General features: G+C 39.8%; 26 protein-coding genes. 18 read left to right on the forward strand and 8 right to left on the reverse strand.

The genetic code is table 11. The features are described 5' to 3' along the window. Positions 1 to 16: 16 nt before the first annotated feature. Entirely contained in the window at positions 17 to 493 is a 477-nt protein-coding gene (locus GH754_RS14325) for a hypothetical protein (RefSeq protein ID WP_153729366.1), read from the reverse strand. An 11-nt stretch (positions 494 to 504) separates the two neighbouring features. Beyond that, positions 505 to 2,547 carry a glycosyl hydrolase family 18 protein gene (locus GH754_RS14330; protein ID WP_153729367.1) on the reverse strand — a complete coding sequence of 681 codons (2,043 nt, stop codon included), beginning with the start codon at positions 2,545 to 2,547 and terminating at the stop codon, positions 505 to 507. Between the two features lie 190 nt (positions 2,548 to 2,737). Here GH754_RS14330 and GH754_RS14335 point away from each other — a divergent pair, with 190 nt between their 5' ends. Next, on the forward strand, positions 2,738 to 4,279 hold the full coding sequence (locus GH754_RS14335; RefSeq protein WP_153729368.1) for a S8 family serine peptidase: 1,542 nt from the start codon (positions 2,738 to 2,740) through the stop codon (positions 4,277 to 4,279). A 353-nt stretch (positions 4,280 to 4,632) separates the two neighbouring features. Here the strand turns inward: GH754_RS14335 and GH754_RS14340 are convergent, their stop codons facing one another. The 4 genes from GH754_RS14340 to GH754_RS14355 form a co-directional block, all read right to left on the reverse strand. Then, on the reverse strand, positions 4,633 to 5,766 hold the full coding sequence (locus GH754_RS14340; protein WP_153729369.1) for a zinc-dependent alcohol dehydrogenase: 1,134 nt from the start codon (positions 5,764 to 5,766) through the stop codon (positions 4,633 to 4,635). 90 nt (positions 5,767 to 5,856) lie between these two features. Continuing rightward, the gene (locus tag GH754_RS14345; protein WP_153729370.1) at positions 5,857 to 7,083 is read right to left on the reverse strand and encodes a hypothetical protein; all 1,227 of its coding nucleotides are present in this window, start codon (positions 7,081 to 7,083) and stop codon (positions 5,857 to 5,859) included. Next, positions 7,084 to 7,575 carry a prepilin-type N-terminal cleavage/methylation domain-containing protein gene (locus tag GH754_RS14350; protein ID WP_153729371.1) on the reverse strand — a complete coding sequence of 164 codons (492 nt, stop codon included), beginning with the start codon at positions 7,573 to 7,575 and terminating at the stop codon, positions 7,084 to 7,086. Then, positions 7,576 to 8,019 (reverse strand): type IV pilus modification PilV family protein, encoded by a 444-nt coding sequence (locus GH754_RS14355; RefSeq protein WP_153729372.1) that lies wholly within the window; start codon positions 8,017 to 8,019, stop codon positions 7,576 to 7,578. It abuts the gene before it with no gap. Positions 8,020 to 8,372: 353 nt separating this feature from the next. On the opposite strand from GH754_RS14355, the gene GH754_RS14360 reads away from it, so the two are divergent. From GH754_RS14360 to mbcS, 16 genes are all read left to right on the forward strand, one after another. Next, positions 8,373 to 10,034, forward strand: coding sequence for a GspE/PulE family protein (locus tag GH754_RS14360; RefSeq protein WP_153729373.1), 1,662 nt, complete (start codon positions 8,373 to 8,375; stop codon positions 10,032 to 10,034). A gap of 23 nt (positions 10,035 to 10,057) precedes the next feature. Next, positions 10,058 to 11,107, forward strand: a complete 1,050-nt coding sequence (locus GH754_RS14365) for a type IV pilus twitching motility protein PilT (protein WP_153729374.1) — start codon at positions 10,058 to 10,060, stop codon at positions 11,105 to 11,107. After that, on the forward strand, positions 11,094 to 12,302 hold the full coding sequence (locus GH754_RS14370; RefSeq protein ID WP_153729375.1) for a type II secretion system F family protein: 1,209 nt from the start codon (positions 11,094 to 11,096) through the stop codon (positions 12,300 to 12,302). Before GH754_RS14365 ends, GH754_RS14370 begins: the two co-directional genes overlap by 14 nt. Before the next feature lie 45 nt (positions 12,303 to 12,347). After that, positions 12,348 to 12,788 carry a prepilin-type N-terminal cleavage/methylation domain-containing protein gene (locus GH754_RS14375; protein WP_153729376.1) on the forward strand — a complete coding sequence of 147 codons (441 nt, stop codon included), beginning with the start codon at positions 12,348 to 12,350 and terminating at the stop codon, positions 12,786 to 12,788. Between the two features lie 81 nt (positions 12,789 to 12,869). After that, a complete protein-coding gene (locus GH754_RS14380; protein ID WP_323742035.1) occupies positions 12,870 to 13,622 on the forward strand; it encodes a prepilin peptidase in 753 nt (250 codons plus the stop codon). 24 nt (positions 13,623 to 13,646) lie between these two features. Continuing rightward, positions 13,647 to 14,633 carry a type IV pilus biogenesis protein PilM gene (gene pilM, locus GH754_RS14385; RefSeq protein WP_153729377.1) on the forward strand — a complete coding sequence of 329 codons (987 nt, stop codon included), beginning with the start codon at positions 13,647 to 13,649 and terminating at the stop codon, positions 14,631 to 14,633. After that, entirely contained in the window at positions 14,633 to 15,193 is a 561-nt protein-coding gene (locus tag GH754_RS14390; RefSeq protein ID WP_153729378.1) for a PilN domain-containing protein, read from the forward strand. The genes pilM and GH754_RS14390 overlap by 1 nt, the downstream gene beginning before the upstream one ends. Beyond that, a complete protein-coding gene (locus tag GH754_RS14395; RefSeq protein WP_153729379.1) occupies positions 15,190 to 15,810 on the forward strand; it encodes a hypothetical protein in 621 nt (206 codons plus the stop codon). Before GH754_RS14390 ends, GH754_RS14395 begins: the two co-directional genes overlap by 4 nt. A gap of 114 nt (positions 15,811 to 15,924) precedes the next feature. Next, complete coding sequence (locus GH754_RS14400) at positions 15,925 to 17,049, forward strand: sensor histidine kinase (protein WP_153729380.1); 1,125 nt, start codon at positions 15,925 to 15,927, stop codon at positions 17,047 to 17,049. After that, positions 17,024 to 17,659, forward strand: a complete 636-nt coding sequence (locus GH754_RS14405; RefSeq protein WP_153729381.1) for a response regulator transcription factor — start codon at positions 17,024 to 17,026, stop codon at positions 17,657 to 17,659. Before GH754_RS14400 ends, GH754_RS14405 begins: the two co-directional genes overlap by 26 nt. Positions 17,660 to 17,756: 97 nt before the next feature. Continuing rightward, positions 17,757 to 18,134, forward strand: a complete 378-nt coding sequence (locus GH754_RS14410; RefSeq protein ID WP_153729382.1) for a YbaN family protein — start codon at positions 17,757 to 17,759, stop codon at positions 18,132 to 18,134. Positions 18,135 to 18,152: 18 nt separating this feature from the next. Beyond that, on the forward strand, positions 18,153 to 18,356 hold the full coding sequence (locus GH754_RS14415; protein ID WP_153729383.1) for a hypothetical protein: 204 nt from the start codon (positions 18,153 to 18,155) through the stop codon (positions 18,354 to 18,356). Between the two features lie 422 nt (positions 18,357 to 18,778). Further along, entirely contained in the window at positions 18,779 to 19,711 is a 933-nt protein-coding gene (locus GH754_RS14420; RefSeq protein WP_323742036.1) for an ABC transporter ATP-binding protein, read from the forward strand. A gap of 12 nt (positions 19,712 to 19,723) precedes the next feature. Continuing rightward, positions 19,724 to 20,980, forward strand: a complete 1,257-nt coding sequence (locus tag GH754_RS14425) for an ABC transporter permease (protein WP_153729384.1) — start codon at positions 19,724 to 19,726, stop codon at positions 20,978 to 20,980. Further along, positions 20,977 to 22,062: an ABC transporter permease gene (locus tag GH754_RS14430; protein WP_153729385.1), complete on the forward strand. Its 1,086-nt coding sequence runs from the start codon at positions 20,977 to 20,979 to the stop codon at positions 22,060 to 22,062. Before GH754_RS14425 ends, GH754_RS14430 begins: the two co-directional genes overlap by 4 nt. Positions 22,063 to 22,228: 166 nt before the next feature. Continuing rightward, positions 22,229 to 23,800 carry an acyl-CoA synthetase MbcS gene (mbcS, locus tag GH754_RS14435; RefSeq protein ID WP_153729386.1) on the forward strand — a complete coding sequence of 524 codons (1,572 nt, stop codon included), beginning with the start codon at positions 22,229 to 22,231 and terminating at the stop codon, positions 23,798 to 23,800. 32 nt (positions 23,801 to 23,832) lie between these two features. On the opposite strand, the gene GH754_RS14440 is transcribed toward mbcS, so the two are convergent. Beyond that, complete coding sequence (locus GH754_RS14440) at positions 23,833 to 24,237, reverse strand: hypothetical protein (protein ID WP_153729387.1); 405 nt, start codon at positions 24,235 to 24,237, stop codon at positions 23,833 to 23,835. Between the two features lie 152 nt (positions 24,238 to 24,389). Here GH754_RS14440 and GH754_RS14445 point away from each other — a divergent pair, with 152 nt between their 5' ends. Beyond that, complete coding sequence (locus GH754_RS14445) at positions 24,390 to 25,433, forward strand: aldose epimerase family protein (RefSeq protein WP_153729388.1); 1,044 nt, start codon at positions 24,390 to 24,392, stop codon at positions 25,431 to 25,433. Positions 25,434 to 25,477: 44 nt separating this feature from the next. Here GH754_RS14445 and GH754_RS14450 read toward each other — a convergent pair whose 3' ends face one another. After that, a complete protein-coding gene (locus tag GH754_RS14450) occupies positions 25,478 to 26,662 on the reverse strand; it encodes an ROK family protein (protein WP_153729389.1) in 1,185 nt (394 codons plus the stop codon). Positions 26,663 to 26,719 lie beyond the last annotated feature (57 nt).

The following is a 26,719-nucleotide window of genomic DNA, read 5'->3' on the forward strand; positions in this document are numbered from 1 at the left end:
CCCAAACCGTTGTTCTTTATAAAGTAGGACTTTCATGATTTTTTATTTGTACATTCTTAAATTGAAAGGTCGCCTGTTGTTTACGATTGGTTAGAACCATTACATCGATTTCAGCCGTTTCAGGAGACAGCATTAAATTGTGCTGTACATTTTGCCATTCGTCCGTTAATTTAATGGGCTCCCCTATGGATTCCTTGATAAATTTGCCTTTTGCATTTGTTTCCGATACGCGGATAATCACTTCACCTTTACCCTTTAATTCCAGCTGAGTTGTGATTTGGCTCCCAGGTTTAATGTTTTTAGGTGTAAACACAAACCCTTCATCCTGCTTTTTTCCTTTTGTACTAACCTTGTACGTTTGTCCCTCAACTTTACTCACTTGGGTATCGCCTACACCGAAATATTTGGTCTGCTCCTCAGCTGAAATACCTGTAAAACTTGAGAGAATCAGCCCAAATATTAGACTACAAACAATGAAAAACGTTTTCTTCAACATCGTGCCTCCTATTTTTTAATAACTGAGTTCAACTTGGCGTGTGTTTTTGTACCGACAATGCCGTCTGGAGTTAATTTATATTTCTTTTGAAAATTAATCACGGCCCGTTTCGTTGTCATATCAAATTTGCTGGTTGGTTTGACCTTATAAAAGCCGGCCTTTTTTAGTTTATTTTGTAGATCGGTAACCTTGCTGCCTTTTGCGCCGTATTTTAATGTTGTGTAGGTAAGAGCTTTCACCTTTGTGACATCATCTAATTTGCTATGGGTTTTCACACCGACTACACCATCTGCTGTTAGTTTGTACTTTTTTTGGAATTTTATCACGGCCTGTTTTGTAGCTGCATCAAATTTCCCATTAACCTTTGCTTTATAAAAGCCAGCCTTTTTCAATTTGCTTTGGACATCTGTAACAGCCGAACCCTTTGCTCCATATTTTAGGGTTGGTTTTTTCACGGTTTTGGTTGCTTTTACAGTGGTTGCCGGGGTCGTTTGTTTCGTTGCAGGTTTAGGAGTTGTAACCTGCTTAGCAGGCGCGCTTGGTGCAACAGGAACAGGGACAACCTTGGTTTTATTGACCTTTGTCGGTGTTGTTGGAGCGGTTTGTGTAGGGGGAGGCACAATGTAAAGGACTTGCCCTACTTGAATCGTATCGCTCGTCAAATAGTTGAATTCCTTTAATTGATTCACGGTCAAGCCAAACTGGGTTGCAATTTTCCATAGTGAGTCCCCAGATTGAACGGTGTAGCTGGGATAGGGATTTGTTGTGTTTTTTTGCTCTTCTGTGACCATGTTATTCGTAGGAATCCCGTCGTGAGTCGTCATCCATGTTTTGTAATCATTCCAAATCACAGGATTCTCTTGACCCAAGCTCCAGCTACCCGTTCCTTTGATGTTGTATTTATGAACCAAATCAATTTTTGCTTTAATCGATTCACTATTTTCATACCAAATATGATAGGTGCCAGGTCCTAAAGTTTTTCCGGCAATCGTTGTCGTTGGGTCTCCTTGCTTGATGACAATAGTAGCCTTAGGGGACTTTCCTTTTTCATCATAGGTAACCGTTCCACCGTATCTAGCCAAGAGTTCATCCACTCGTTTATTCGAAATCCCATCACCACCAGTGGCAGCTCCTTCCTTCCAATAACGCCCATAGAATGGAATCCCAAGTACAATTTTGCCCTCTGGAACTCCCTGATTAAGAGCATATTGAATTGAACGTTCCACCCATGGATAGCTTGCAACCGGCCCCTCAGGCCCACCTGTATAGCTTTCATCATAAGCCATTATCATTAAATAACTCGCATATTTCGCTAGTTCTTTGTAATCGTATGAGCCGTGCCAGCCCTTGGTCCATCCATTTGGGTTAGCAGCAACCGCCACAGAAACTTCTCTATCTTTTGGAATTTTTTCATGCAATAAACGGACTAAATCGGTGTAGTTTTCTCGATCAATGTCAGATACATTTTCGATATCTACCTGAACACCATCTAAGTTATTATTTATGATAAAATCGGCAATTTGCTGAGATAGTCTTTCCCGATTTTGAAGCGCAGCCCTTCCTAAGTTGCGGTCCCAATGATTACTTAAAAAAGGCACTACTTTAATGCCGCGATTGTGCATTTCACGGATAAATGTAGGGTCAAATTGCTGCGTGATTTTTAAGGAACCATCTGTATTTAAATCGAAATAGCTTGGTGAAACAAGGTTTAAATTGTTTTGTGTGCGGTCGATTTGTGTGATATAGGATTGGGTATTCCCGAAATATAAATAGGTCATATTAAAATCGGCTACATGCGCCTCAGCCTTATTTAATGGAAACGTGCTAAGCATAATAGCCCCCGCCATAATGGCAACAGTCGCCATCTTAAGCTTAGGAAATCGCTTTTTAATGTACTTTTTTGCTTCTTTTTGTATGTTTACATCTTGATTGTTTGGCTTCGTTCCAAGCTCAGTTGCAAACTCTTCTAATTGAGTATCTAATTCGAGGATAATTACCAATTCCCCGTCCTTTTCTTTTATTTCATAGCTTTGAAATAAATCATCAGCCATACAACGCATCCCTCCTAGATGTAGTATGTATCTTTTGAAAGCCTTAGATGTGTCGATTAAAAAATGCCATAAAGTTCCTACTATCTTTTTGGATAAAAATCGATTATATTTATCTAGCTGAGATAAAAAACAATTAAACCCCGTCATGAAGGGCTTTTAAGTAAAAATAATATGTGGAGGTATGAATTTTATGAAAAAGGTATTATCTTTCTTATTAGTTATAACTATTGTGTTTATCACTTTAACTCCTCCAGTTTTTGCGGACCAAGAAATCCCGACAGAACGCGTGATAATTGTATTTAAGGACGAAGTAGATGAAAAGATCGTCAACCGATACAATGGGGATATCCAGGATGAGTTTGAACATATTCCAGTAGTGGCTGCAGAAGTTCCAGCTTCTATGGTAGACAATCTCGAAAACAATCGTGATGTGGTAGCAGTTGAATCCGATCACCTTGTTCAAGTAAGTGGACAGATTCAGGAGTGGGGGATTGATACAGTAAAAGCCCCATTATTTTGGAATCAAAGTTTTTCAGGTAAAGGGATCAAAATTGCAATTATAGATACAGGTATTGCTTTACATGAAGATTTAAATATTGCTGGTGGTGTTTCGTTTACATCCTATTCAAAAACATTCCAAGATGATAATGGTCATGGTACACATGTTGCCGGTATCATTGGGGCGAAAAACAACGGAATTGGTACGATTGGCGTTGCTCCAGATGCTAATCTATATTCAGTAAAGGTTTTAGATCATAATGGACAAGGCTATTTATCAGATATTATAGCCGGAATTGATTGGGCCGTTTCCAATCAAATGGATATTATTAATTTAAGCTTAGGTACACCTTATGACTCCATTTCTTTAAAGAAAGCTGTTGATGAAGCATATGCAAATGGTGTACTAGTTGTAGCTGCTGGCGGAAATAATGGCAACGTTGATGGGTTAGGTAATACAGTGGAGTTTCCTGCTAAATATGATTCTGCTATTTCAGTTGGAGCTATTGATGGTATGAATGCTAGAGCTAGTTTTTCTGCTACCGGTAGTGAACTAGAAGTTGTTGCTCCTGGTGTAGGCATTGTCAGTTCATATTTAAATAATCGATACGTTAAAATGAATGGGACATCAATGGCAGCTCCTTATGTTTCGGGACTTCTAGCTTTATTAAAGGAAGCAAACCCAACGTTAAATGCTGTTCAATTGAGGAATAAGTTACACCATTCAGTAATGGATTTAGGTGTTGCAGGTCGTGATAATTTATTCGGCTTTGGACTCGTTCAAGCAAAAGTTGATGAATTGAAAAAGGACGAGACGGTAGGTTCTGTCCAGGAAGCGATTGTAGTACCTACCATTACCAAGCCTTCTCCTGCTAAAAAGGTAGAGCCTAAACCAGTTATTCAAAAACCGAAAAAGATCGTTAAAAAAGATTTGAAAGCAACAATTTCAACAGCGAAATTGACATATAAACGTGGCCAGACTGTTTGGGTTACGACGAAGGTTGTAGACAGCAAAACGAAAAAACCGTTAAAAGGTGCTTTAGTGAAACTTACTGTTAAACCCTCAAAAGGAAAAACTAAATTCATTCAAGTTAAGACAAACGGAAAAGGCGTGGCTTCTTTTAAATATGTCACAAATAAAAAGTCAGCAAAAGGGAAGTACAGGTTTACTGCACTCTCTAGTTTATCTAAGTATAATACACGTACTATAAGTAAAATGATTGTGGTGAAATAATCAAGACCAGCTTAGCCTGAAGAGGTGAGCTGGTCTTTTTTTGTTAGTGTTGTTTTTGGTATAGCTGTTCTGTGAGAGTGACGGGATTCTGATGTTTGTTGACGTGATTATGGGTGTAACAGACTGATATATTTAATTTGACTTGAATCTTCTCCGTTGACTGAAATAGTTATGATTAGACTTGAATACGTGTTTATTTGACATGAACTTCCCAAAAGAGAGACGTTATAATCCCCTCAATCGACGTATTTATCATAGAACTAAACCGAATCATGAAATCAGGTAAATTGGCAGACTTGATTAAACTCCTTGTTGGCGCGATTATGGATTCACGTCAAGCATTAATGCAAAACTTAAGGCTTCAGCACCACCTTAATGCAATCATCATCCCGATTATTAAAAATCTTGTACCCATGCGCGGCTTCAGCTAATGGGAGGGAGTGGGTAATGATGTCAGTAGGATTGATTTTCTCCTCAACAATCTGTTTGTACAGCTCATCCATATAGGTGCGCGCGTGGGCCTGTCCCATTTTTAACGAAACGTTGCGTGAGAAAAACGGACCTAATGGGAACATGTTGTATAGTCCTCCATAAACACCTGTTAGTTGAACCGTTCCAGCTTTTTTCACAGCTTTAGTGGCAATTTGAATCGGTCCAAGGGTTCCACCTTGAAGCTTTAATTTTTGCTCAATAAACTCTAATGGCGACTTTTTCCCATCCATTCCAACACAATCGATGACCACATCTGCCCCACCTTTAGTCATCTCCTTTAATGTTTCGCCTGTATCCTTGTCCTCCGCAAAATTAAATACTTCTACATTATTCGTTTTACGAGCATGCTCTAGACGGTAGGGGAGGTAGTCGACCGCAATCACGCGCTCTGCACCCTTTTGCCAGGCGAACTTCTGAGTCATTAAACCAATAGGACCACACCCTAGAACAATGACAGTGTCCCCGGGCTTCATTCCGGAGTTTTCCACGCTCCAATATGCAGTGGGCATCACATCGGATAAAAAGAGTAATGATTCATCATCCATTTCATTATCCTTGGGTACAACAAAAGGGGTAAAATTACCGAATGGAACCCGCATGTATTCAGCCTGTCCGCCGGGATAGTTACCGAATTTCTCGGAATAGCCAAAGTATCCACCGCTGTCATAATGAGGGTTGGCGTTGTCACACTGGCTCACGAGCCCATCATGACAATAGGGACAATGACCACAAGCGACTGTAAATGGAATCACAACTCGGTCACCTTTACTCACGTTTGTTACATTAGGTCCAATTTCTTCTACAATTCCCATTGGTTCATGACCGATAATATATCCTTCAGGCATCGGCATGTTTTCCTGATATAAGTGTAAATCCGAACCACAAATCGCGGTGGATGTGATACGGACGATTATGTCATCACTCTTCTCAATTTTAGGATCATCTTCTTCGGTTATACCGACTTTGTATCTTCCTTGATAGGTTACGGCTTTCATGAGTGGTACCTCCATTTTTTAAGGTTAGTATTTGTGGTTATAGAGAGGGTATACAAAAAAGGTCTAAGCCTTAGTGGGCTTAGACCTTTTTTAATATTCAACGTTAACAATAGTAATATTTATTTCCTTTGTTTCAGTGGCAGGACCTTCATGATAAATGACATCACAATAGGAAGTAACATCAAAGTCGGAGCTACCAAAGTCATCATATTGAAAATCAGCTATATCCAAATTAAAAGCAGATAAATTTTGTTCCGTAGGTGTATCCTGATTTTTTAACTGAATTTTCACATCGCCCCCAACGTTGATCTTGCCATCAATAAGGTCAGAGAGGTCTTCGTTGGGTTCTACGTTTTTAATAATTAAATCACCCTGGACATCAGCTTCTTTGGAAAATGAATATTTACGGTTATTTCCTGCATGTATGATCAAATCTTGTCCAACTGTAAAAGACATATTTCCAATATCCGCTCCATTTTGAAGTTCGGTTGTCCCTCCTGAGATAAAATCTCTGCCTCCACCACCTTGATGCATATACAACTTGTCTTGAAAAAGAGCGTGATTTCCCACAACAACTTTGCCTTTGAAACCGTTAGATCCACTTTCATCACCGCTAATTCCTTCTACAAACTTTGCATTGCCACAAATAGTAATACCGGAATTAGAGCCAGATCCATTGCTGCTGTATATTTCTTTATTTGCAACGCAATGACCGTTAACCGTTATTTTTTCATTTTTAATTGTGGTTTCTTGACTCACCCACAGATGGGAATTATATTCTTTATTTTTATCTAATTCATTTACTTCTTCCCAGTCAAAATCGCCGAGATCAGGAAACAATCCTTCTAATCCATCAGATGAATCATCTGGTATTAATCCTCTAATTTCCATGGTAGTCGTCAAGGTCTTTGTATTTCTGTGATCGCCATCCTGACCAATAATATCAAATTGAACTTTCATGGTATTATCATCAGTAGTTACGTTATCTGTCTTGGGTTTAATAAGGAATTTTCTGTTTGGATGTTCAGGGTCTACTTGAACTTCATCAGGAATCGAGTCAAATATTAAATTTGTATATTCTTCTAAGGTAAGGTCTCCTATTTCATGTTCTTTTGTATAATCTTGAATACTATGTTTAGCGTAGGTCGCACCCATTTCCGCGATGTGAGTAGCCCGGTAAATAGTGTCAGCCTTCTCCGTTTGCTTAGCTGTAGAAAGTGTACTCCCCATTAACCCCATTCCTAGTACCGAAATAAGAACAATCGCGAATAGTACGAGGACGAGTGCATAGCCTTGGTTATTTTTCAAATACTTCATTTATTCACTCTCCCCTACAGAAAACGTGGTCATCCTCGCAAGTGTTGATTCAACTGTAATCTCATCATTTCGGCCATCACCTGACGCGGTAAGTTCCAGACGTATATCGATTTGTGTGTGTTCTTCTTGAGTTAGATCTACAGTTACTTTACCGGCAGCGTTGGGATCGATATTAGGTTCTAGAACTGTAATCGTGTATTGATAATTTGGCATTTCAATAGTTGATTGATTGCCTTCATGATCTGTAATGGTAAATGAATCCTGTCCAGTTTGATGAAAGGTATAGGTCTTACTTGTTTGATGAAAATTAGTAAGTTCAAGCATGATCATATTTGCTTTATTTTTCATATCATTACTCGTTTTAATGGAATTGGTGTTGTTCATACTTGAGATGATGATACTCATAATAATGCCACTGACAATAGAGAGAATAGCAATGGTCGCAAGCAATTCAACAAGGGTTAGGCCCTTCTCGTTTTTGAACGTTTTCAACTACTCTTCCCCCTCCAAGTAACCATAGGTGTCTGTTAACACTTGACCGTTTTGATTTAAAATTTCAACCTTTACGATATATAAATTCGTAGTATCAATTGTATTGTCCTTGGTTAGCTCTAATCTCAATGTTAATTCTGGTTCATCAAGAAAATGGCCATCCTCATCTACAATTTCATTAAGAATACTTCCGGGTTCTGTCTCATTACTGAAAGATGATATTGCTCCACTACTTAAAAAGGAAGGGTTCTCGTATTGACGAAGCTCCTCGAGTACCTGTCGAGCCAATTGAGTTGCTTGAACCTCATCCTCATTTTTCTCAGAAAAAAGGGCACCTTGAGAAAAGAAGGAAAAGAACCCTGTTAAAAGGATAGCGATGATTACAGTGGCGGCTAAAAGTTCAATAAGTGTAAGCCCTGACTCTGATTTGAATATTTTCTTCATGAGGAACCCTCTCTTAATCTCAAATTTCTATAGCTTTATTCTACCAGTTTTCCGGATAATAGACAGAAAAAACAGCACTTAATTAGGAAAAAAGGCATAATTAAAAACTAATCATTTTGCACTTATGTAAGAAATAGTAAATAATTGTCGATTGATTGCTTTAACGGCATTATTGTAGTAGTATATGATTGAAAATGTAGAATGAAAATGTCATTCATGTGAGTCGAAAGAACCATTCAAAATCCTTTTCTTAGAATCCTCAGGCTACATACAAACATTCAACTCCGTATTGTGACAATCGAGATCTTACCAAATTAAATTCTATTAATCTTCGCCCCTTTGGAGGTGTTTTCATGCCAATTAAGAAAAATATGCGGTTAGGGGACCTCTTGGTTGAAAGTAGTATTCTTACCCAAGAGCAATTAGATGAGGCACTACAAGATAAAAGCACCGACCAAAAGCTTGGAGATATTTTAGTCCAAAAGGGATTTGTAACAGAATTACAATTAATCGAAGTGTTGGAATTTCAATTAGGAATCCCGCGTGTTACTTTATATAATTATCCAATTGATACGTCCTTATTGAAAATGGTGCCTAAAGAATTTGCGAGGCGTAATCTCGTGATTCCAATCAAAAAGGAAGAAAACAAATTGTTTGTGGCCATGGCCGATCCCATGGATTATTTTGTAATCAACGATTTGCGCTTGTCGACTGGTTTTACTATTGAGCCCTTCATTGCAACAAAGGATGACATCATACGTAGTGTGAGTAAGTTTTACGATGTTGATGACTTTGCAAAAGATATCGTTTCAACTGAGCAAGATGACCAAGGTTTTGACACGACAGATGTTGAGGATGAAGATTCTCCTGTTGTAAAGCTAGTCAATCAATTGCTTCAGCAAGCCGTGGTACAACAGGCAAGTGATATTCATATTGATTGTCAGGAAACGAAAGTACATATCCGATTTCGGGTGGACGGGAAATTAAGATCAGAGCGAAGTCTTCCGAAGCATGTTCAGGGCTCGTTAATCACACGTATTAAAATAATGGCAAATTTAGATATTACTGAGCAGCGTGTTCCACAGGATGGTCGTATAAAACTGAGTCTTGAGCATCGTCAAATTGACTTGCGGATTAGCACATTGCCTACCATTTACGGCGAAAAGATTGTCATTCGTTTACTAGATTTAAGCATGGCTCAAAATGATATTGATCATATAGGTTTTGAACAGGATAATCTGGAAAAGTTTAAAAAGATGATTCATCAGCCCCACGGTATCGTGCTGTTAACGGGACCTACAGGGTCAGGGAAATCCTCCACGATGTATTCCGCACTCACCCATTTAAACGAAGAGAGCGACAATATTATTACGGTTGAAGATCCGGTCGAATATCAGGTGGAGGGGATTAACCAAATACAGGTGAACCCCAATGTCGGACTTACTTTTGCTGCGGGCTTGAGGGCAATTTTACGTCAGGACCCGGATATTATCATGATCGGAGAAATTCGGGACAAGGAAACCGCGGATATGGCGGTTAGAGCATCCATTACGGGGCACCTCGTTTTTAGTACTTTGCATACGAACAATTCCCTGGGTACGATTAACCGATTGAAGGATATGGGTGTAGAACTCTTTTTAATTGCTTCATCCTTAAATGGAGTTGTCTCACAGCGTCTTGTTCGGAAAATTTGCCGTGATTGTAAGCAGGAGAAAGAACCTACAGAGCGTGAAAAAGAAATATTTGCGAAATACGGTGTCTCTGTTGAGAAAGTATACCAAGGTGAGGGCTGCCCAACCTGTAACATGACAGGCTACCGTGGAAGAACCGCAATTCATGAGGTGCTCGTCATAGATGATCACATTAGACAAGCTTTATTAAATAATGAATCGACCATCGCAATTCGAGATATTGCGGTTGAAAATGGTTTGAAGTTTTTAATTAAAGACGGCATTGAAAAGGTGAAAAAAGGCACCACAACAACGGAAGAAATTCTCCGGGTTGCATTGGACTAAGTGGGCGTTAAGGGAGGCCAATCATGAAAGAAAAACTAGATGATTTATTATACGCAGCATACAAGGAAGAGGCTTCTGATGTGCACTTAACTGTGGGATTACCACCGATATTTCGTGTGCATGGCCAATTAAAACGCCTGGATAAAATTCCATATTCCCAGGATGAAATGCTAGATATGGCGTTTGCTGTAATGTCTGAAAGTTTAAAGAGTGACTTTGAACAAAACGGCGAGGTTGACTTTTCCTATGAACTGATTGATATATCAAGGTTTCGAATTAATGTGTACAAGCAGCGGAATGGTGTATCCATCGCTATTCGGTTAGTCCCAAGCAAGGTGCCGACCATTAAAGACTTGATGCTACCAGATGTGCTTACAAAAATTGCAAAAAAGCCTCAAGGACTGGTTTTGGTGACAGGCCCAACAGGAAGCGGGAAATCTACTACGTTAGCAGCTATGATAGATTTTATTAATGAGCATCAACAAAAACATATCATTACCCTTGAGGATCCGATAGAGTATATCCATCAGCATAAACAGTCTGTGATTGAACAGCGAGAAGTGGGGAGAGATACGCAAAAATTTTCCTCTGGTTTAAGGGCATCGCTAAGACAGGATCCTGATGTCATATTAGTGGGGGAAATGCGAGATTTAGAGACTATCTCCACAGCTGTTACGGCGGCTGAAACAGGCCATTTAGTGTTTGGAACCCTTCACACCATTAGTGCTCCTGCAACAATTGAAAGAATTGTGGATGTGTTTCCAGCCGAGCAACAAGCGCAGATCCGCTACCAGTTAGCTTCTGTGTTAGTCGGAGTGATTTCCCAACGTTTGTTTCCATTAAATACTGGGAATGGCCGTATTGCAGCGACGGAGATTTTAGTACAAAATAATGCAGTTAGTAGTTTAATTCGAAATCATAAAATTCATCAGTTACCTAACTTAATGCAGACGTCTAGAGATCTAGGAATGCACACCTTAGAAATGAATATCAAGTCGCTCTTGCAAAGGCAGCTCGTATCTCGAGAATCGGTACAAGGTTATTTAGGAGAGCACTCCTATGGCTCAATTTAAGTATGTGGCCCGGGATCGAACGGGAAAGAAAAAATCGGGTGTAATCCAGGCTGATACAAAACAAGCTGTGCGAATCCAGCTAAGAGAAAGAGGCTTACGAGCACTGGATGTTGAGCAAAAAAAAGAGACAATCTGGAATACCGATATTTACATTGGAACTCCTGTTAAATTAGATGATTTTGTGATTTATTTACGGCAATTTTCCACACTGATTAAGGCAGGGGTCACGATTGTCGACTCAACGAAAATCCTAGTTGACCAGACCGAGAGTAAAGCTTTAAAAAAGGCCTTGAATCGCGTGGAATTGGATTTGCGAGAGGGGAACTCGTTGTCCAGTGCTTACGCAAACCATCCGAAAATTTTTTCGCAATTATTTATTAATATGGTACATGCAGGAGAGGTTAGTGGCTCCTTGGAAGAAACGCTTGAGGAGATGGCGGATTACTTTGAAAAGCAGCAAAAAACGAGACAAAAAGTAAAATCCGCGCTGACCTATCCAGTTGTTATTGGTGTGCTAGCGCTGGGAGTAACGGCCTTCCTGCTGTTATCGATTGTTCCAACATTTGTAGGGATGTTTGATCAGTTTGGTGGAGAATTACCTGCTGTAACAAAGGCTGTAATGGCTGCGAGTGAATGGATGATCAGTTATTGGTGGTTTGTTGTTCTCTTAATTATCACCATGACTGTGACATTATATTTGATGCGCCAAAAGCCAAGCACCAAGTTCTACCTGGACTATGCTTTATTAAAGCTGCCTATCTTTGGTCAATTAATTCGAAAATCCCTATTAGCAAGGCTGACGAGGACACTAAGCTCTTTGCTGAATAATTCGGTTTCCATTCTCCAGGCGATTGTCTTGACAGAAAAGGTAGCAGGGAATGAGGTGATGACCAGAGTTTTAAGGGAATCAAGGACTACCTTGGAGCAAGGAAGGTCCATGTCAGAGCCAATGAGAATGCACTGGGCGTTTCCACCACTGGTCACACAAATGATTGCCGTGGGAGAACAAACCGGTTCATTGGATGAGATGTTAGGGAAGATTGCCGACTTTTATGAATCAGAAGTGGATACGGCAACCGACCAGCTGAAATCATTAATTGAACCATTGTTGATTGTGTTTTTGGCCTTCATTGTCGGCGTCATCGTTTTATCCATAATGGTGCCGATGTTTGAAATCTTTAATAATGTTAACTAACAAAGTTGACTTATAAATCTATAAATCTATTAAGGGGGAAAACAAATGCAAAGAATTAGGAAGGCTTTGAGAAATGAGAAAGGTTTAACGCTTGTTGAATTGTTAGCTGTTATTGTTATTTTAGGGATCATTGCAGCGATTGCGATTCCGGCAGTTGGGGGGATTATTCAAAATTCGAAGGAAGATGCTGTGAAGGCTGAGGCTATTGCTATTTTAGAAGCTGCTAAAATGTATAAGATAAACACTAATGAGCCTGAAGGAGATGAGGATTGGACCATAGATGTTTCTGTATTAGAAACTGAAAATTATATCGAGTCTGTTGATTTTCCAGAAAACGCAAAAGTTAATCTGGAAAATGATCCTTTAACTCTTAGTGCAACTGATGTAAAGGCGGGAGATGAAACGATAGATTTTTATAATGCAAATATTGAGATGATTAATGAAGATGATGACCTTACTATAGGAACTGCTCCAGACACTAATTAATTTATTTTCTTTATAATGTATAAAAAGCGTGGCTACCCGCCACGCTTTTTCAAAAAATAACACAGGGGACTGAAATAAAACGTGTGGTTTATAATCATTTACATATTCATTCTAGGCCTCACTTTAGGCTCCTTCTACAATGTAGTTGGCCTAAGAGTACCAGAGGGCCAATCGATTGTCTCGCCACGATCATCATGTCCTAACTGTCAACGTGAACTCACATGGCGAGAATTAATCCCAGTTTTTTCGTATGTTTTTCAAAAGGGAAAGTGCTCAAATTGTAAGGCAACCATTTCACCCAAATATCCAATTTTTGAACTCATAACAGGACTTTTATTCGTCTTATCTTTTTACTTAATTGGTTTTGACCTTGAACTTATTGCTGCCCTATCACTTGTATCACTACTCGTAATCATCACCGTCAGTGACCTTGCATACATGATTATCCCTAATAAGGTACTGGCCTTCTTTATCGTTTTATTTATATTAGAACGTATTTTTGTCCCATTAGATCCGTGGTACGACCCAGCACTTGCTTTTATCGTAGCCTTAGTGCTGCTACTCCTTGTAGGTATTGTGAGTAAAGGCGGAATGGGGGGCGGCGATATCAAGCTGTTTGCGGTCCTTGGAGTTGTTTTGGGACTAGAGAAAATCCTGCTCACTTTCTTTTTATCTGCACTGATTGGTGCTGTTTTTGGTGGAATCGGGTTGATTATAGGGAAATCTAAACGAGGAAATCCAATACCTTTTGGACCTTATATAGCCGTTGGTGCTTTACTTTCATATTTTTTTGGAACGGAAATTATCCATTGGTACTTCTCAACTTTTCTTTAATTTTGACTGGAATTAGGTGAAATCATGGCCTTTATAGGAAATAAAAAAATCGCTAATCTAGAAATTCAGGATTATGTTATTCGATATGCGGAAGTAAAAAGTAAAAAGAATCCTGTTGTCACTCACATTGATGAGCATTATCTGCCGAGGGATATCATCTCTAATGGCAAGGTGAAGGATCCCGAGGGATTTTTACAGCAATTAAAAACCTGTTTTCGCAAATGGAAACTAAGAGGGAAATCGATTCGGTTTATCGTTCCAGATTCCTCTGTCATTATTCGAACGGTGGATGTCCCATCAGATATTAGTGATGAAGAACTGAATGGACATATTTATTTTGAGTTGGGTGAGAGTATTCACCTGCCGTTTGAAAACCCCGTGGTTGATGCGGTTAATCTAGGTGTAGAAGGAAATCAAAAAAAGGTGTTAGTCGTTGCCTCATCTGAGGAAACGGTCGATACATATTATGACTATTTCAAGGATGAACGAGGGAACCCTGAGGTCGCTGATATTTCGCCTTTATGTCAGTATCGTCTCTATCACCATTATGGCAAGACGAATGATCGTGATATTTATTTATTGGTTCAGTATAACGTCAAGTATGTGATGGTAAGTATTTTTGATCATCACAAGCCTGTATTTGTGCAGAATGTTGAAATTCCGTATCCCGAGAATACTTGGAAGGCCGTTCCCATTCAAGAGGAAAATTCGTTAACAAGAGAGCATTTGGACCGTGGCCATGTTTACACAGCGTTTGATGAAATTTATATCGAGATTGAACGGATTTTAAGGTTCTTTCAATTTACTCTACATGGCGGTGATAAGCAGATAACTAACATGTTAGTAACAGGCGACCATCCCTATTTAGCTGATTTGATGGAACAAACGAGAGAGCGGATTAACTTACCGGCTCAACTACTAGCACCAGATCAATTGAAGACCATACAGGAAATAGACATCACCCCTAAATTTTATAATGTCATTGGTTTGGCCATGAAAGAGGGAGATTAATGTTAGTCGACATTAACTTATTAGAAAGACATGAACGAAAAAACAATCTGTTCTATATTTTGTTGAGCATCATCGTGGTGTTGATGCTCCTTCTAGCTGGTGCAATCTACTTTTTCACAACTGTGTTAAATAATGAAATTGAGAATACGGAAAGTCAAATTCAACAGCTAAAAGAGCAGAGTGCGGAACTGCAAGGGGAAATGAGCGGTTCAAAGGTAGCCGAGTTAGAAGACCTTTTATCAACAGTTACCTTTTTAAGAACGTATCCTTTAGATAGTACTGCTTTTATCACCTCTACTACTGAACTTTTGCCTGAGGAGGGCTATGTGGAGTCCTATCAGTACAATGGAGAATCGGTATCCCTATCTGTGTTGCTTGAAGATGATTTGGAGGCAGCCTACTATTTACACCATTTAGAAAATGAAGCATGGGCTCGTTCCGTTCGTTTAACTGGAGTAAACGAAAACGATGAAAAATCCGTCCAGCCTTACACAGCTCAATATGAAATTCGTATTGATCAAAAAGCATTAAAGGGTGATGAGGCAGGTGACACCGAATGAACAAAATTCAAAAAGTCATTTTAAGCGTAAGTACGCTTGTCTTCGTGCTCGGTGTAGTATTTGCCTATTTTATAATGGTTCGACCGTTGCAGCAGGAATTAGAACGTGTGGAAGGCTCACTTTCGACTGAGAAGCTCGTGTTGAAAAAATTGCAGGAGCGAATCAATGAAAATGAGGATATGGATATTACGGCAGAGTCCATTGCTTTACAAAGGCAATTGCCATTGATTCCTAATCATGAGCAGATATTTGTTGAACTGAATGAAGCGGAGGACATATCGGATAGTGTGATTACCAATTATACGATTTCAGATCCTATTGCGGCTGCATTTCCAGACCAAGAAGAAGATGTGGAAGGTCTTCAAAGTTTTACCTATGATATTAGTGTGGAGGCCCAGACTTATGAGGATATGCTGACCTTCATCGAGTATTTGGAAGGGAATGAACGAATCCTATCGATTGATTTTGTATCCTTTTCTGAACCAGATGAAGAAAATATCCTTACCTATGAAATGACACTCACTGCCTTTTATACAGAAAACTTTGATGGTCTGAGAGATATTCAACCATCCATTGACATTCCAAAACCAGCAAACAAAACGAACCCATTACCATAGATTTTGCCCGATTTGCTAGCTGAATCGGGTATTTTTTTATCTTCTAAAACTGGATAAGTATGGTAAAATGAATCCAAATGACAGCTATCGGTTCAGAGGAAGAAGGGGTGCGAGATGCGTCGGTTTTGGCTATCAAGTTTGCCGATGATTGGGTTGAGCGCATTGGCCATTTATGAGGAATATCGTCAGGTTGGTGTGTCAGCCTATATTTTCATGGCTTTTTGTTTACTGTTTACTATTTATTTTTCCATTCCGTTGTTGAAACGACCTTTATACGGATATTTACTTCTTGCCATTACGGCTGTTGGAATCGACTTATACCACTCGGAATTTTCAAATGGGTTTGTACTGCTTCTATGTTTCTATTTTGTGGTCGATAGTATTCAGCGTTTAGAGGGTTTGGAATATCGGGTCTTTTTGCTTGTGCAACTTTTGGGTGCTGTGGGACTACTGTCCGCTCAAGGGAAAATGTCGGTAGAGTGGGGCATATTGCTTTTACTCGTTGGATATCCCTTGATCAAACTACAAGATTTGGTGGAGGCATACAAGCAGAAAGAGGATACATATGAAAGGGTATTAAATGAATATCGTACGTTAAAGAGACAAGCTCATGAGTCAGAGCGTGCGGCGCGATTAGAGGAGCGGACCAAAATTGCTCGTGACATCCACGACTCTGTTGGACATAAATTAACCGCATTATTGATGAAGTTGCAAATGCTCACGATGAAGAATGAGAAGGAAGAATACAAGGATTTGAAAGCGTTGGCCTCTGATAGTTTAGAGGAGACTCGTCATGCAGTGAAAGCCTTGCAGACGGAGGAAAATGAGGGGATTTCTTCTGTCCTGCAGCTCATTCGGAAGCTAGAGTCTGAGAGTCATATCTTTTTAGATTTCACCTTGAAAAAAGGGGTGTTGTCGGCTCACTTATCAAACCAGCAAAATGTGGCGTTATACCGTGTCTTGCAGGAATCATTAACAAATGCGATGAAGCATGCTCACTCACAGGAGGTCAAAGTGGTTTTGGCCTTGAACGCGATTGGTGGCTTAACGTTTAAGGTGACTAACAAACTACACTCAAGTGAGAAATGGCAATGGGGGTTCGGGCTCACCAATATGAAGAAGAGGGTTGAGGAGCTAGGTGGAAAATTGAACGTTTATCAACGTGAGGATGAATTTGTCGTTGATGGCTACTTGCCTGTAGAGGGGGAAGAAGATGAGTTACAAAATCTTACTCGTTGAGGATCAGAGTATGGTGCGAAATGGCTTGAAAATGATGATAGAGCAGGATGTACAGTTTGAAGTGGTAGCAGAGGCGGAAAATGGGGAAGAGGCGCTCCGTCAAATGGAAATACACCTGATTGATGTGGTCATCATGGATATTCGCATGCCTGTCATGAATGGTATTGTAGCGACACGACATATTAAAAAAGGCTGGCCACATGTATATGTGCTCATGCTGACAACCTTTAATGATGAGGAATATGCGGTCCAGTCTCTACGTGAAGGGGCGGATGGATTTTTGCTGAAAACAGCGGAGCCTGAAAAGTTAATTCAAGCGATTCATAGCTGCTTGAATGGGGGAATGACGATTCATGATGAGGTAGCCAAAAAGGTGATGCCTCGGTTATTAAAGACTTCTGGGGTTGAACATAAGGAATTGCCGTTATCGGAGCGGGAAATAGTGATTACCCGGTTAATTGGAGAAGGAAAAACGAATAAGGAAATTGCCGAGGAGCTTTACCTTTCAGTTGGTACCGTTAAAAATCATATCACACAAACCTTGCATAAGCTGGAGCTTCGGGACAGAACGCAGCTGGCTATTTTTGCTGTGAAAAATGATTTGGCTTAATTGTTAAAAAGCTGTAACATAATGGAGAAGGATAAGCTTATGAAGACGCTCAAATTCCTTTATACTAGAAGTGATAACTAAAATGTAGGTGAGGGCAATGCAAGGTCTTCTAAGAATTTTTTTAATTGGTAGTGGGACCATTTCTCTTTCGCTAGGGGTGGTCGGGATTGTGTTACCATTAATACCAACAACCCCTCTGCTCTTATTGTCAGCTGCGTGTTTTGTACGTAGCTCGGATCGATTGTATCAATGGTTAATTCATAATAAATGGTTTGGTCGTTATATTCAGGATTATCGGGATGGCAAAGGAATCCCCTTAAAAGCAAAGGTGATGGGCGTCTCAGTGTTGTGGTTGTCTATTGGATACACGACGCTGTTTGTCGTTCCTTTGGTTCTGGTTAAGGTGTTGCTTGTGTTGATTGCCAGCTATTTTACTTGGTTTATTCTGCACATTAAAACGCGAGTTAAGAGTTAAGGTTAGGTAGGTGGAAGAATGACGTTAGATAAATACACAAAAGTGGGGAAAATTTTGTTTTGGATTGGACTAGCCATCTTCGTCGTTGGCCTGGGGTTTAATGAAAATCTAACAGATGCCCCTGAGCAGCTAGCGGGCATTTCGCGGCCAATTATGATTACAGGCATTGTTGTCGTTTTCCTTACTAATTTTTTTCGGAAAAAGAAGACAGATCGTAAATGAATGAAATGGAGAGCACACGGAATTGATCCGTGTGCTTTTTTGTATGTGTGCGTTAGGCGGTGTTGTGGATGGGGGTGGTGCGTGTTTAGCATTTGGCAGTACATCTCTAGCATCTTGTTATCAAACTCCAGCATTTGTGACCTCTTCTTTAGTTAAAACCTACTCAGCTTTAGCAAATACAACGATGTTCAGCAAAAACATGATATTTTTTAGCAAAACTAGCAAAAACTTTAGCACCGCCCGCCCCGCCCCGCCGCCGAGCCCCCCATCCTTTAACGCTTTACCACACCGAGGGTCAGTCCCCACACGCTTTAAAGTGAAAGTGACGCTGGTCATGGGTGGTGGGGTGTTTTCGTGACTGGAGGGTGATGTAGAGTTAGGGATTATTGTTTATGATAGGAGTATGAAAGGGAGGCGGTTAGGTGTTAGAGGTTATGGATCTGAAGAAGAAGTTTAAACAAACGTTAGCTGTGGATGGGGTGAATCTCTATTTGGAGCAGGGGGAGATTGTTGGTTTACTAGGTCCGAATGGTGCTGGGAAGTCGACCACTATTTCAATGATTTCCTCACTTATTGCCCCGACGAGCGGTGATGTGCGTTATTTTAATGAAAGTATTGTGAAGAAACCTCAAAAATTGAGGGAGCATTTAGGCGTGGTGCCACAGGAAATTGCTCTCTATGAAAATTTAACTGGTAGAGAGAATCTACAATTTTTCGGGAAAATTTATAAGATTGATAAGAATCAACTTGCCCAAAAAATTGAAGAGGTCTTAGACATCATTGGATTAAAAGAAAAGCAAAACGCATTGGTTAAAACCTTTTCAGGTGGGATGAAGCGACGACTAAATATAGGCGTCGCGCTCCTGCACGAACCCACTCTCATTTTTATGGATGAACCTACAGTCGGCATTGATCCCCAGTCCAGAAACTATATTTTAGAGACGGTGAAACGACTGAACAAGGAGAAGAACATTACCATTCTATACACAAGCCACTACATGGAAGAGGTGGAGTACCTTTGCGACAGGATTTACATTATGGATCAAGGTCATATCATTGCTGCAGGATCGAAGGATGAAATTAAGCATATTCTTTCCGCAGAGCAAACGATCCTAATCGAAGCCGAGGATATCAAGCGGGATTGGATTAAGCTCCTAGAAAACCACCCTTCAGTTAATAAACTTACTGCACAAGATAAACGTTTAACCCTACTTGTGCCAAAAGAAATGGACTTTTTCCAAACTGTCATTGAAACGGCTAATGAGACAAATACAGTTTTGAAATCTGTGCAAATACAAACTCCTACCCTTGAAGATGTCTTTCTTCATTTAACGGGTCGAGCACTACGGGATTAAGGAGGGGTGAACATGATTTGGCCAATTATCAAAAAGCAGTTCCGTCTCATGGTTCGAGACCGTACCAACTTCACCCTGCTGCTCGTCATGCCACTTGTGCTCGTTTTTATTATCAAATTTTCCATTGGCGATTTGATGACACAGGGAATACCTGAAATAGACGCCACGATTGCCATAGCGGAGCATACAGAGGAGGAGGCTGATTTAACTCAATTAGCTAATGAATGGGAGGAGCAGCCCCTTCCAGAAGAAGCAAAAACGCAGCTAGTTCAGGGTTTAAATCAGTTTCAACCGATTCGAATTTTAAAGGAGGAGATATTAGGTAGTGAGGAGCTTCAGGATGTGTTTGCGGTGGTTGATATTGCCCCTGAAGAAGTAGAGGCTGCGAAAAAAGAGGAGAAGTATACGGCAATCATCGAAGTTCCAGAACAATTTAGCTATCAGTTAGCCAAATCCTCTTTTTTAAATGAAGGTGACACACCTCAGCTCACCCTGTTTGTGAACAAAAGTGAGGACCTGGTGACAGAAATGCTACAAGATATTTTACTCGTGTATGAAGAGGAAATGCGAACGACTACCGTACTCGAGCGAAATGGCGTAGGGGATTTAAAACCATCGTTAGAAGAAATTCGAGGTGACATCGTTTCTGTATCGATGGTCGAACCGATTACCTCCACCTCCTATTATGTGGTGGGAATGAGTGTCATGTTTGTGCTTTATATCGCCTCTACAATGGGATCGTACGCATATTTGGAGAAAAGGGATCATGTTTTTGAACGCATCCTGTTAGCGAATGTTTCGAAGTGGAGGTATTTTGTGGGAATGGTACTAGCAAGCTCACTCCTAGCTTTTACTCAGTTGATGATTCTATTTGGTTTTTCGGTAGTAGTTTTTGGTGTAACCTGGCCAAACATTTGGCAATTCCTATTGATTGCAGCTTTATTGAGCATAACGGTTGGGGCAATCGCCTCACTGGTTGTGTCGCTAAATTATCGTTTTCAATCTGAAAAATCTTCTACGGTCTTTGGGAATGCAATAGTCACCGTCTTTGCCTTTTTAGGCGGAAGCTTTTATCCAATTAAATCAGATATTATTAATTTAATTGGTAATTTCACGCCAAATGGAGCTGGGATGACAGCCTTTTTTGCTACCTTACAAGGATATGGAATGAATGAAATTGTCGATGAATTAATGGTGCTAGGAGCCTTGACCTTCGTTGTAATCATAGCCGCAGTCTTGGTCTTTCCGAAAAGGGGGGAGCAATCATGAGGGGAATTTTATATGCTCAACTCAAATTACTCGTACGGAACCCAGCCACTTTTCTATTAATGACAGGTATTTGTATCTTATTTGCGATTTTTCTAGGGAATACAGGCTCTAATACTGGATATGTTCCGGTTTATAGTGAAATGGGTGAGGAAAAAACAGAGCAGGTTATTGAATATTTACAAGAAACGGATACCCAAAGCTTTGAACAAAATGAAAAAGCAGAGGTAGTACGTGCGGTTCGAGAAGGGGATGCGATAGCGGGTTTATATTTATACGATGATCATTATGAACTGTTAGTGGCAACCAAAGCCCCAACCTTTCCAATACTAGAGCAAAATGTACAAAAAGCCTTTGGGCGTTATTTGCAAGAGGAACGACTGCTAGAATCAGATAAAATAAATGCGCATGAAGTGATCAATCAACTAGAAGAGCCGATGTTTATTGTTGAAACGAAAACCTTTTTTGGGGAGGATTCTTTTGTCTATGATCCTCAGCTCCAAGTCATCTTCGGGTTTGCCGTCTTTTTTGTTATCTATACGATTGCCTTTAATGTCCTCCAAATAACGGTAGCAAGGGAGCAAGGTATATGGGATCGGTTTATCCTGTCGCCAGTGAAAAAGTGGGAAATGTACCTGGGCATTCTAAGTTACGCCTTTGTATTAGGGTATATTCAGGTTGTAATTGTATTCTCTGTGTTTAAGTATGGATTTGGAGTTGACTTTCACGGGGGATTTGGAGAGGCGTTGGTGGTGCTTATTCCATACGTGTTGTCGATTGTTTCACTGTCAGTATTTATTGTCGGGGTGTCTAAAAACATTCAAACCTTCCAAGGCTTGATTTCATTACTCGCCGTCAGTTTGGCGATGATAGGTGGGTCATACTGGCCAATTGAAATTGTGAGTAATAAAATCTTACTCGCTCTTTCTAAAATCGACCCGATCACATACATTATGGAAGGACTTAAGAGTGTAACGGTATACGGGCAATCACTCACAGAAGTCATGTATCCCGTCAGCATTCTCCTGTTAATGAGCGTCATTATGATTGGATTAGGTATTAATATTATGGAACGAAGAGAATAAAAAGGACATGGCCCCGCCACATCCTTTACCACTCTAAAGCAGTGAGGGTCTGTCCCCCATTGCTTTAGAGCATTAAAGTCAGAACTGAAATTCCATTTGAAATTTTCAGACGGTTTTTGATAGAATGAAGATGTGAGTTTAGTTGAAAAAGGGGATGAGGAATGTAATGAATCAAGATCATTTAATCGCGCCAGAAAAGTATAACATTGTATCTGAGTTTGAACGATTTGCAGACGACCCCAAACGTGTTGCGGTAAAATGGCGGGACGACGAAGGGCACACAGATGAGATTACATATGTTGATTTAGTGAAAAGTGCCAACAAAATTGGAAACGCTTTCGTCCGTCTTGGCTTACAAAAAGGTGATAAAGTCCTCGTCATGATTCCTCGGCGAATTGAAGCCTATCAAATTTATGTTGCAGCTTTAAAGCTTGGTATTGTAGTGATTCCAAGTTCGGAAATGCTGCGTGCAAAGGATATTGAGTATCGTATTAATCACGGTGAAGCAAAAGCCGTGATCAGTTATTTTCCTTTTACAGATGAATTTGACAAGGTATCCAACATAGATCAAGTGACTAAACTTGTTGTCGGTCAAGAAAAAGAAGGTTGGGTACTATTGGATAGTTTAAGTGATGCAGAGGAAGACAAGCTAGAGATTGCGGATACTACACGTGATGATATGTCTTTCCTTTCATACACTTCCGGAACAACTGGGAACCCAAAAGGGGTTGTTCATACCCACGGATGGGGATTTGCCCATTTAAGAACTGCTGCCAACAACTGGCTCTGCATTAATGAAGGGGATACCGTATGGGCCACTGCTGGACCTGGCTGGGCAAAATGGCTCTGGAGTCCATTTCTATCAGTGTTAGGATCAGGGGCAACAGGCTTTGTTTATGCAGGCAAATTTGACCCAAATAAATACCTAACCCTACTCGATGAATATGATGTGAATGTGTTGTGCTGTACGCCAACCGAATATCGAATTATGGCAAAGGTTGATAATCTATCAGACTATAACCTTACAAATCTTCATAGTGCCGTATCTGCTGGAGAACCTTTGAACGTGGAAGTTATTGATACATTCCGTAAGCACTTTAATATAACTGTTCGAGACGGCTATGGACAAACAGAAAACACACTTCTTGTCGGTGTCATGAAAGACATGGAGGTAAAACCAGGCTCCATGGGTAAACCAACACCAGGTAATCTTGTGGAGATTGTCGATGAAGATGGCAATCCGGTCAAGCAGGGGGAAACGGGTGACATTGCCGTTCACTTAGATACCCCAGCCTTGTTTAAGCACTACTACAAGGAACCAGAAAAAACCAAAATGTCCCGTCGTGGCGATTATTATCTCACTGGGGACCAAGCATCTAAAGACGAGGATGGCTACTTCTGGTTTGAAGGACGCAGTGATGATATCATCATTAGCTCTGGCTATACGATTGGGCCATTTGAAGTGGAAGATGCATTAGTCAAGCATTCCTCTGTCCAAGAGTGTGCAGTCGTTGCCAGCCCGGATGAAGTTCGCGGTGCTGTCGTCAAGGCTTTTGTGGTATTAAAGGATAGCGTCAAAGAAGAGGAGTCCTTAATCAAGGAGCTTCAAGATCACGTAAAAAAATTAACTGCGCCATACAAATATCCACGTAAAATTGAATTTATTAAGGAACTACCAAAAACGACTTCCGGAAAAATTCGTCGTATTGAGCTTCGGAAACAGGAGCAAAAGGCTTAATTATGAATATATAAAAAATGCCTTCAGGGGATTTATTCTTCTGGGGGCATTTTATATTTGGACCAATCAAGATTACGTAAAGCCTCTACGTTGCTAACATTCAAGTCATAACCCACATGCGTATTATTCGGATTCATTGCTAACCCTGACTCCTCTGATAGCCACATCCATAACGTTTTTTCTTGATGATCATCAAAGTAAAATACTACATCATAATCTTGTTTTCGAATATCTAATACCCCATCAACCTTCCTGACATCTCTAAAGGTATCCTCAAATAGCTGGATATTTTCTTTGTTGGTGAACTGATACTTTGTGTTATCACTGGTTTTGGTAACAACAATTTTGTTAATTTTTTCATCTGGTACGAGGTTTGTATTAGTGCAGGCCGAAAGAATAGCTAAAATAATGATAAGACCTATTGTTCCTTTCTTCATCCAAACTCCCTCCTGTTATATAAGACGTTGAATATAGGTGAAATGTTTCGAGAATAAGGAATGATAAATTAAATTTATTGAATCTACTGTCTATGCTAAAATAGCCCTGTAAACAGTAAGCGATTCCAACAATGCCAACTGGAGATGATGACATGTATAAAGAGGTAGAGGAAGTTCAAAACCAATGGAAACTAATTAAGTTAAGAAATGACTATGGAATGGAAGTGCATGTGTTAAATTACGGCGGTATTATTACAAGAATATATGTGCCTGATCGAGAAGGGAAATTAGAAAATATAGTGTTAGGCTATGAAAATATTGAGGATTATGAAACTGATCCTAACTTTTTTGGAGCGTTAATTGGACGGGTGGCAGGAAGAATTCATAATGCGACTTTTCAACTATATGGAGAAGATTTTGAATTAGAAAAAAATGATGGTCCTAACAACTTACATAGTGGTTTAAAGGGGTTTCATCGCCAGGTATGGAATCATGAGACGTTTCAAACCGAAGAAGAAGTAGGGGTTAAGCTCTCTTATCTCAGTAAGGATGGGGAGGGGGGATTCCCGGGCAACGTCAACACTGAAGTCATTTATACCTTAAATCAACATAATCAATTAACTTTAGATTATAGTGCGACAACTGACAAAGAAACCCCACTAACTATGACAAATCATACCTATTTTAATTTATCTGGAAAGGTAAATCATGCCATTCACAACTATCAAGTGTCCCTCGATAGCCGTCAATTTGTCGAGCTTAATGAGGAGCTTATTCCAACTGGGCAAATCATCGATGTAGAAAGTGATCCCTTATTTGATTTTCGAAATGAGCGCATGTTAAAAGAGGGGATTCAAAATGGGGGAGACCAAAATAGAATAGCAGGTGAAGGCTATGATCATTATTTTCTATTTGATCATAAGAGGCAAGTTTCAGCTGAGGTTAAAGATATAGAGAGTGGTAGAATATTATCTGTGGAGACGAATCAACCAGGTGTGGTTTTATACACATCAAATAATTTAAAATCAGGTCATAAGCTTACAGGTGGAGATTCTCAAAAGTACTTAGGCCTATGCTTAGAAACACAGGGAACCCCCGCGTCCTTACATCACAAACACTTGCCATCTATAATAGTAAACCCAGACGAAGTATATAAAAAGCAGACTATCTTTACCTTTGGCATCACAAAAGAATAACTAAAAAAACCCATTGTCACACACAGGAGACAATGGGTTTATCACTATTCAATCATTTGCAGTTCTCTATTTAAAAATTTTTCAATAGCAAATGTAGATACCCCTAATGATGCTGAATAAACTGATAGCTGTGAAAAGTCTATTTGCAAGGGCTTTAAATGAAAACGAAGAGCATGAGCGTGAATCATCTCTGTCATTGGCTTTTCAATCCATTTTCTAGCCACAGCAAGACGATTACCAATAATGATTTGTTCTGGATTAAAACTATTAATTAGATTGCTTATGCCATAACCTAAGTACTTAGCGATATGCTCAAATAAATCCTGAGCAGTTGTGTCTCCTTTGTCTGCTTGTTCAACCAAATACTCCAGGCTCAATTCTTCATTTACATATCTGTCATGACTCTTGGCTAATTCTAGTAAAGTATGCTCTGAAGCGTACATTTCCCAGCAACCATGACTTCCGCATCGACACTTTGTACCATTAAGTTCCACTTTCATATGGCCAAACTCACCAGCAAACCCATTTAACCCCCGATAAAGTTCATTCTTTAAAATTAAACCAACACCAATTCCAATTCCGGCACTTACATATACAACGTTCTGATGGTTTTGTCCAGCCCCTAGATGCTTTTCCCCATAAGCACCAGCATTAGCTTCGTTATCAATGAGTACAGGAACATGAAATTCATTTTCTACGATTTCCTTTAATGGAATATCATCCCATTCTAAATTAGGTGCAAGGAGAACATGTCCTTCCTTACTCACGATACCAGGAACACCAATTCCAATCCCTACAATTCCATATGGACTATCTGGAGCGGTATTAATTAAATATTCAATTACTTCGAATAGATATTTCATAATCAGTTTATATTTTGCCCCTTCAAAATACTTAACCTCTTTTTTCTCAACAATAGTTCCTTGAAGATCTGTTAATATACCTAAGATATAATTTACTCCTAAATCAATTCCAATTGTAAATCCTGCTTGTTCATTAAATAGGAGCATCACAGGCCGTCTGCCACCTTTTGATTCTCCAATCCCTGATTCATATGTTAAGTGCTCTTCCATTAATTCAGACACCAATGAAGAAACAGTCCCTTTGTTTAACCGGGATTGCTGGGAAATGTCTGCACGAGAAATAGGTCCGTGATCTTTAATGGTTTGTAGTACAATCTTTTTATTAATTTGTTTGACTAGTTTTTGGTTCCCTGTGGTTGTTTGCATTCATCTACACCCCGTTTCATGCTATGGGCTTTACAATTAAGTAAGCATTTACTTAAA

Origin of the sequence: Salinibacillus xinjiangensis, assembly GCF_009649735.1 — a bacterium.
Taxonomy (GTDB): Bacteria; Bacillota; Bacilli; order Bacillales; family Alkalibacillaceae; genus Salinibacillus; species Salinibacillus xinjiangensis.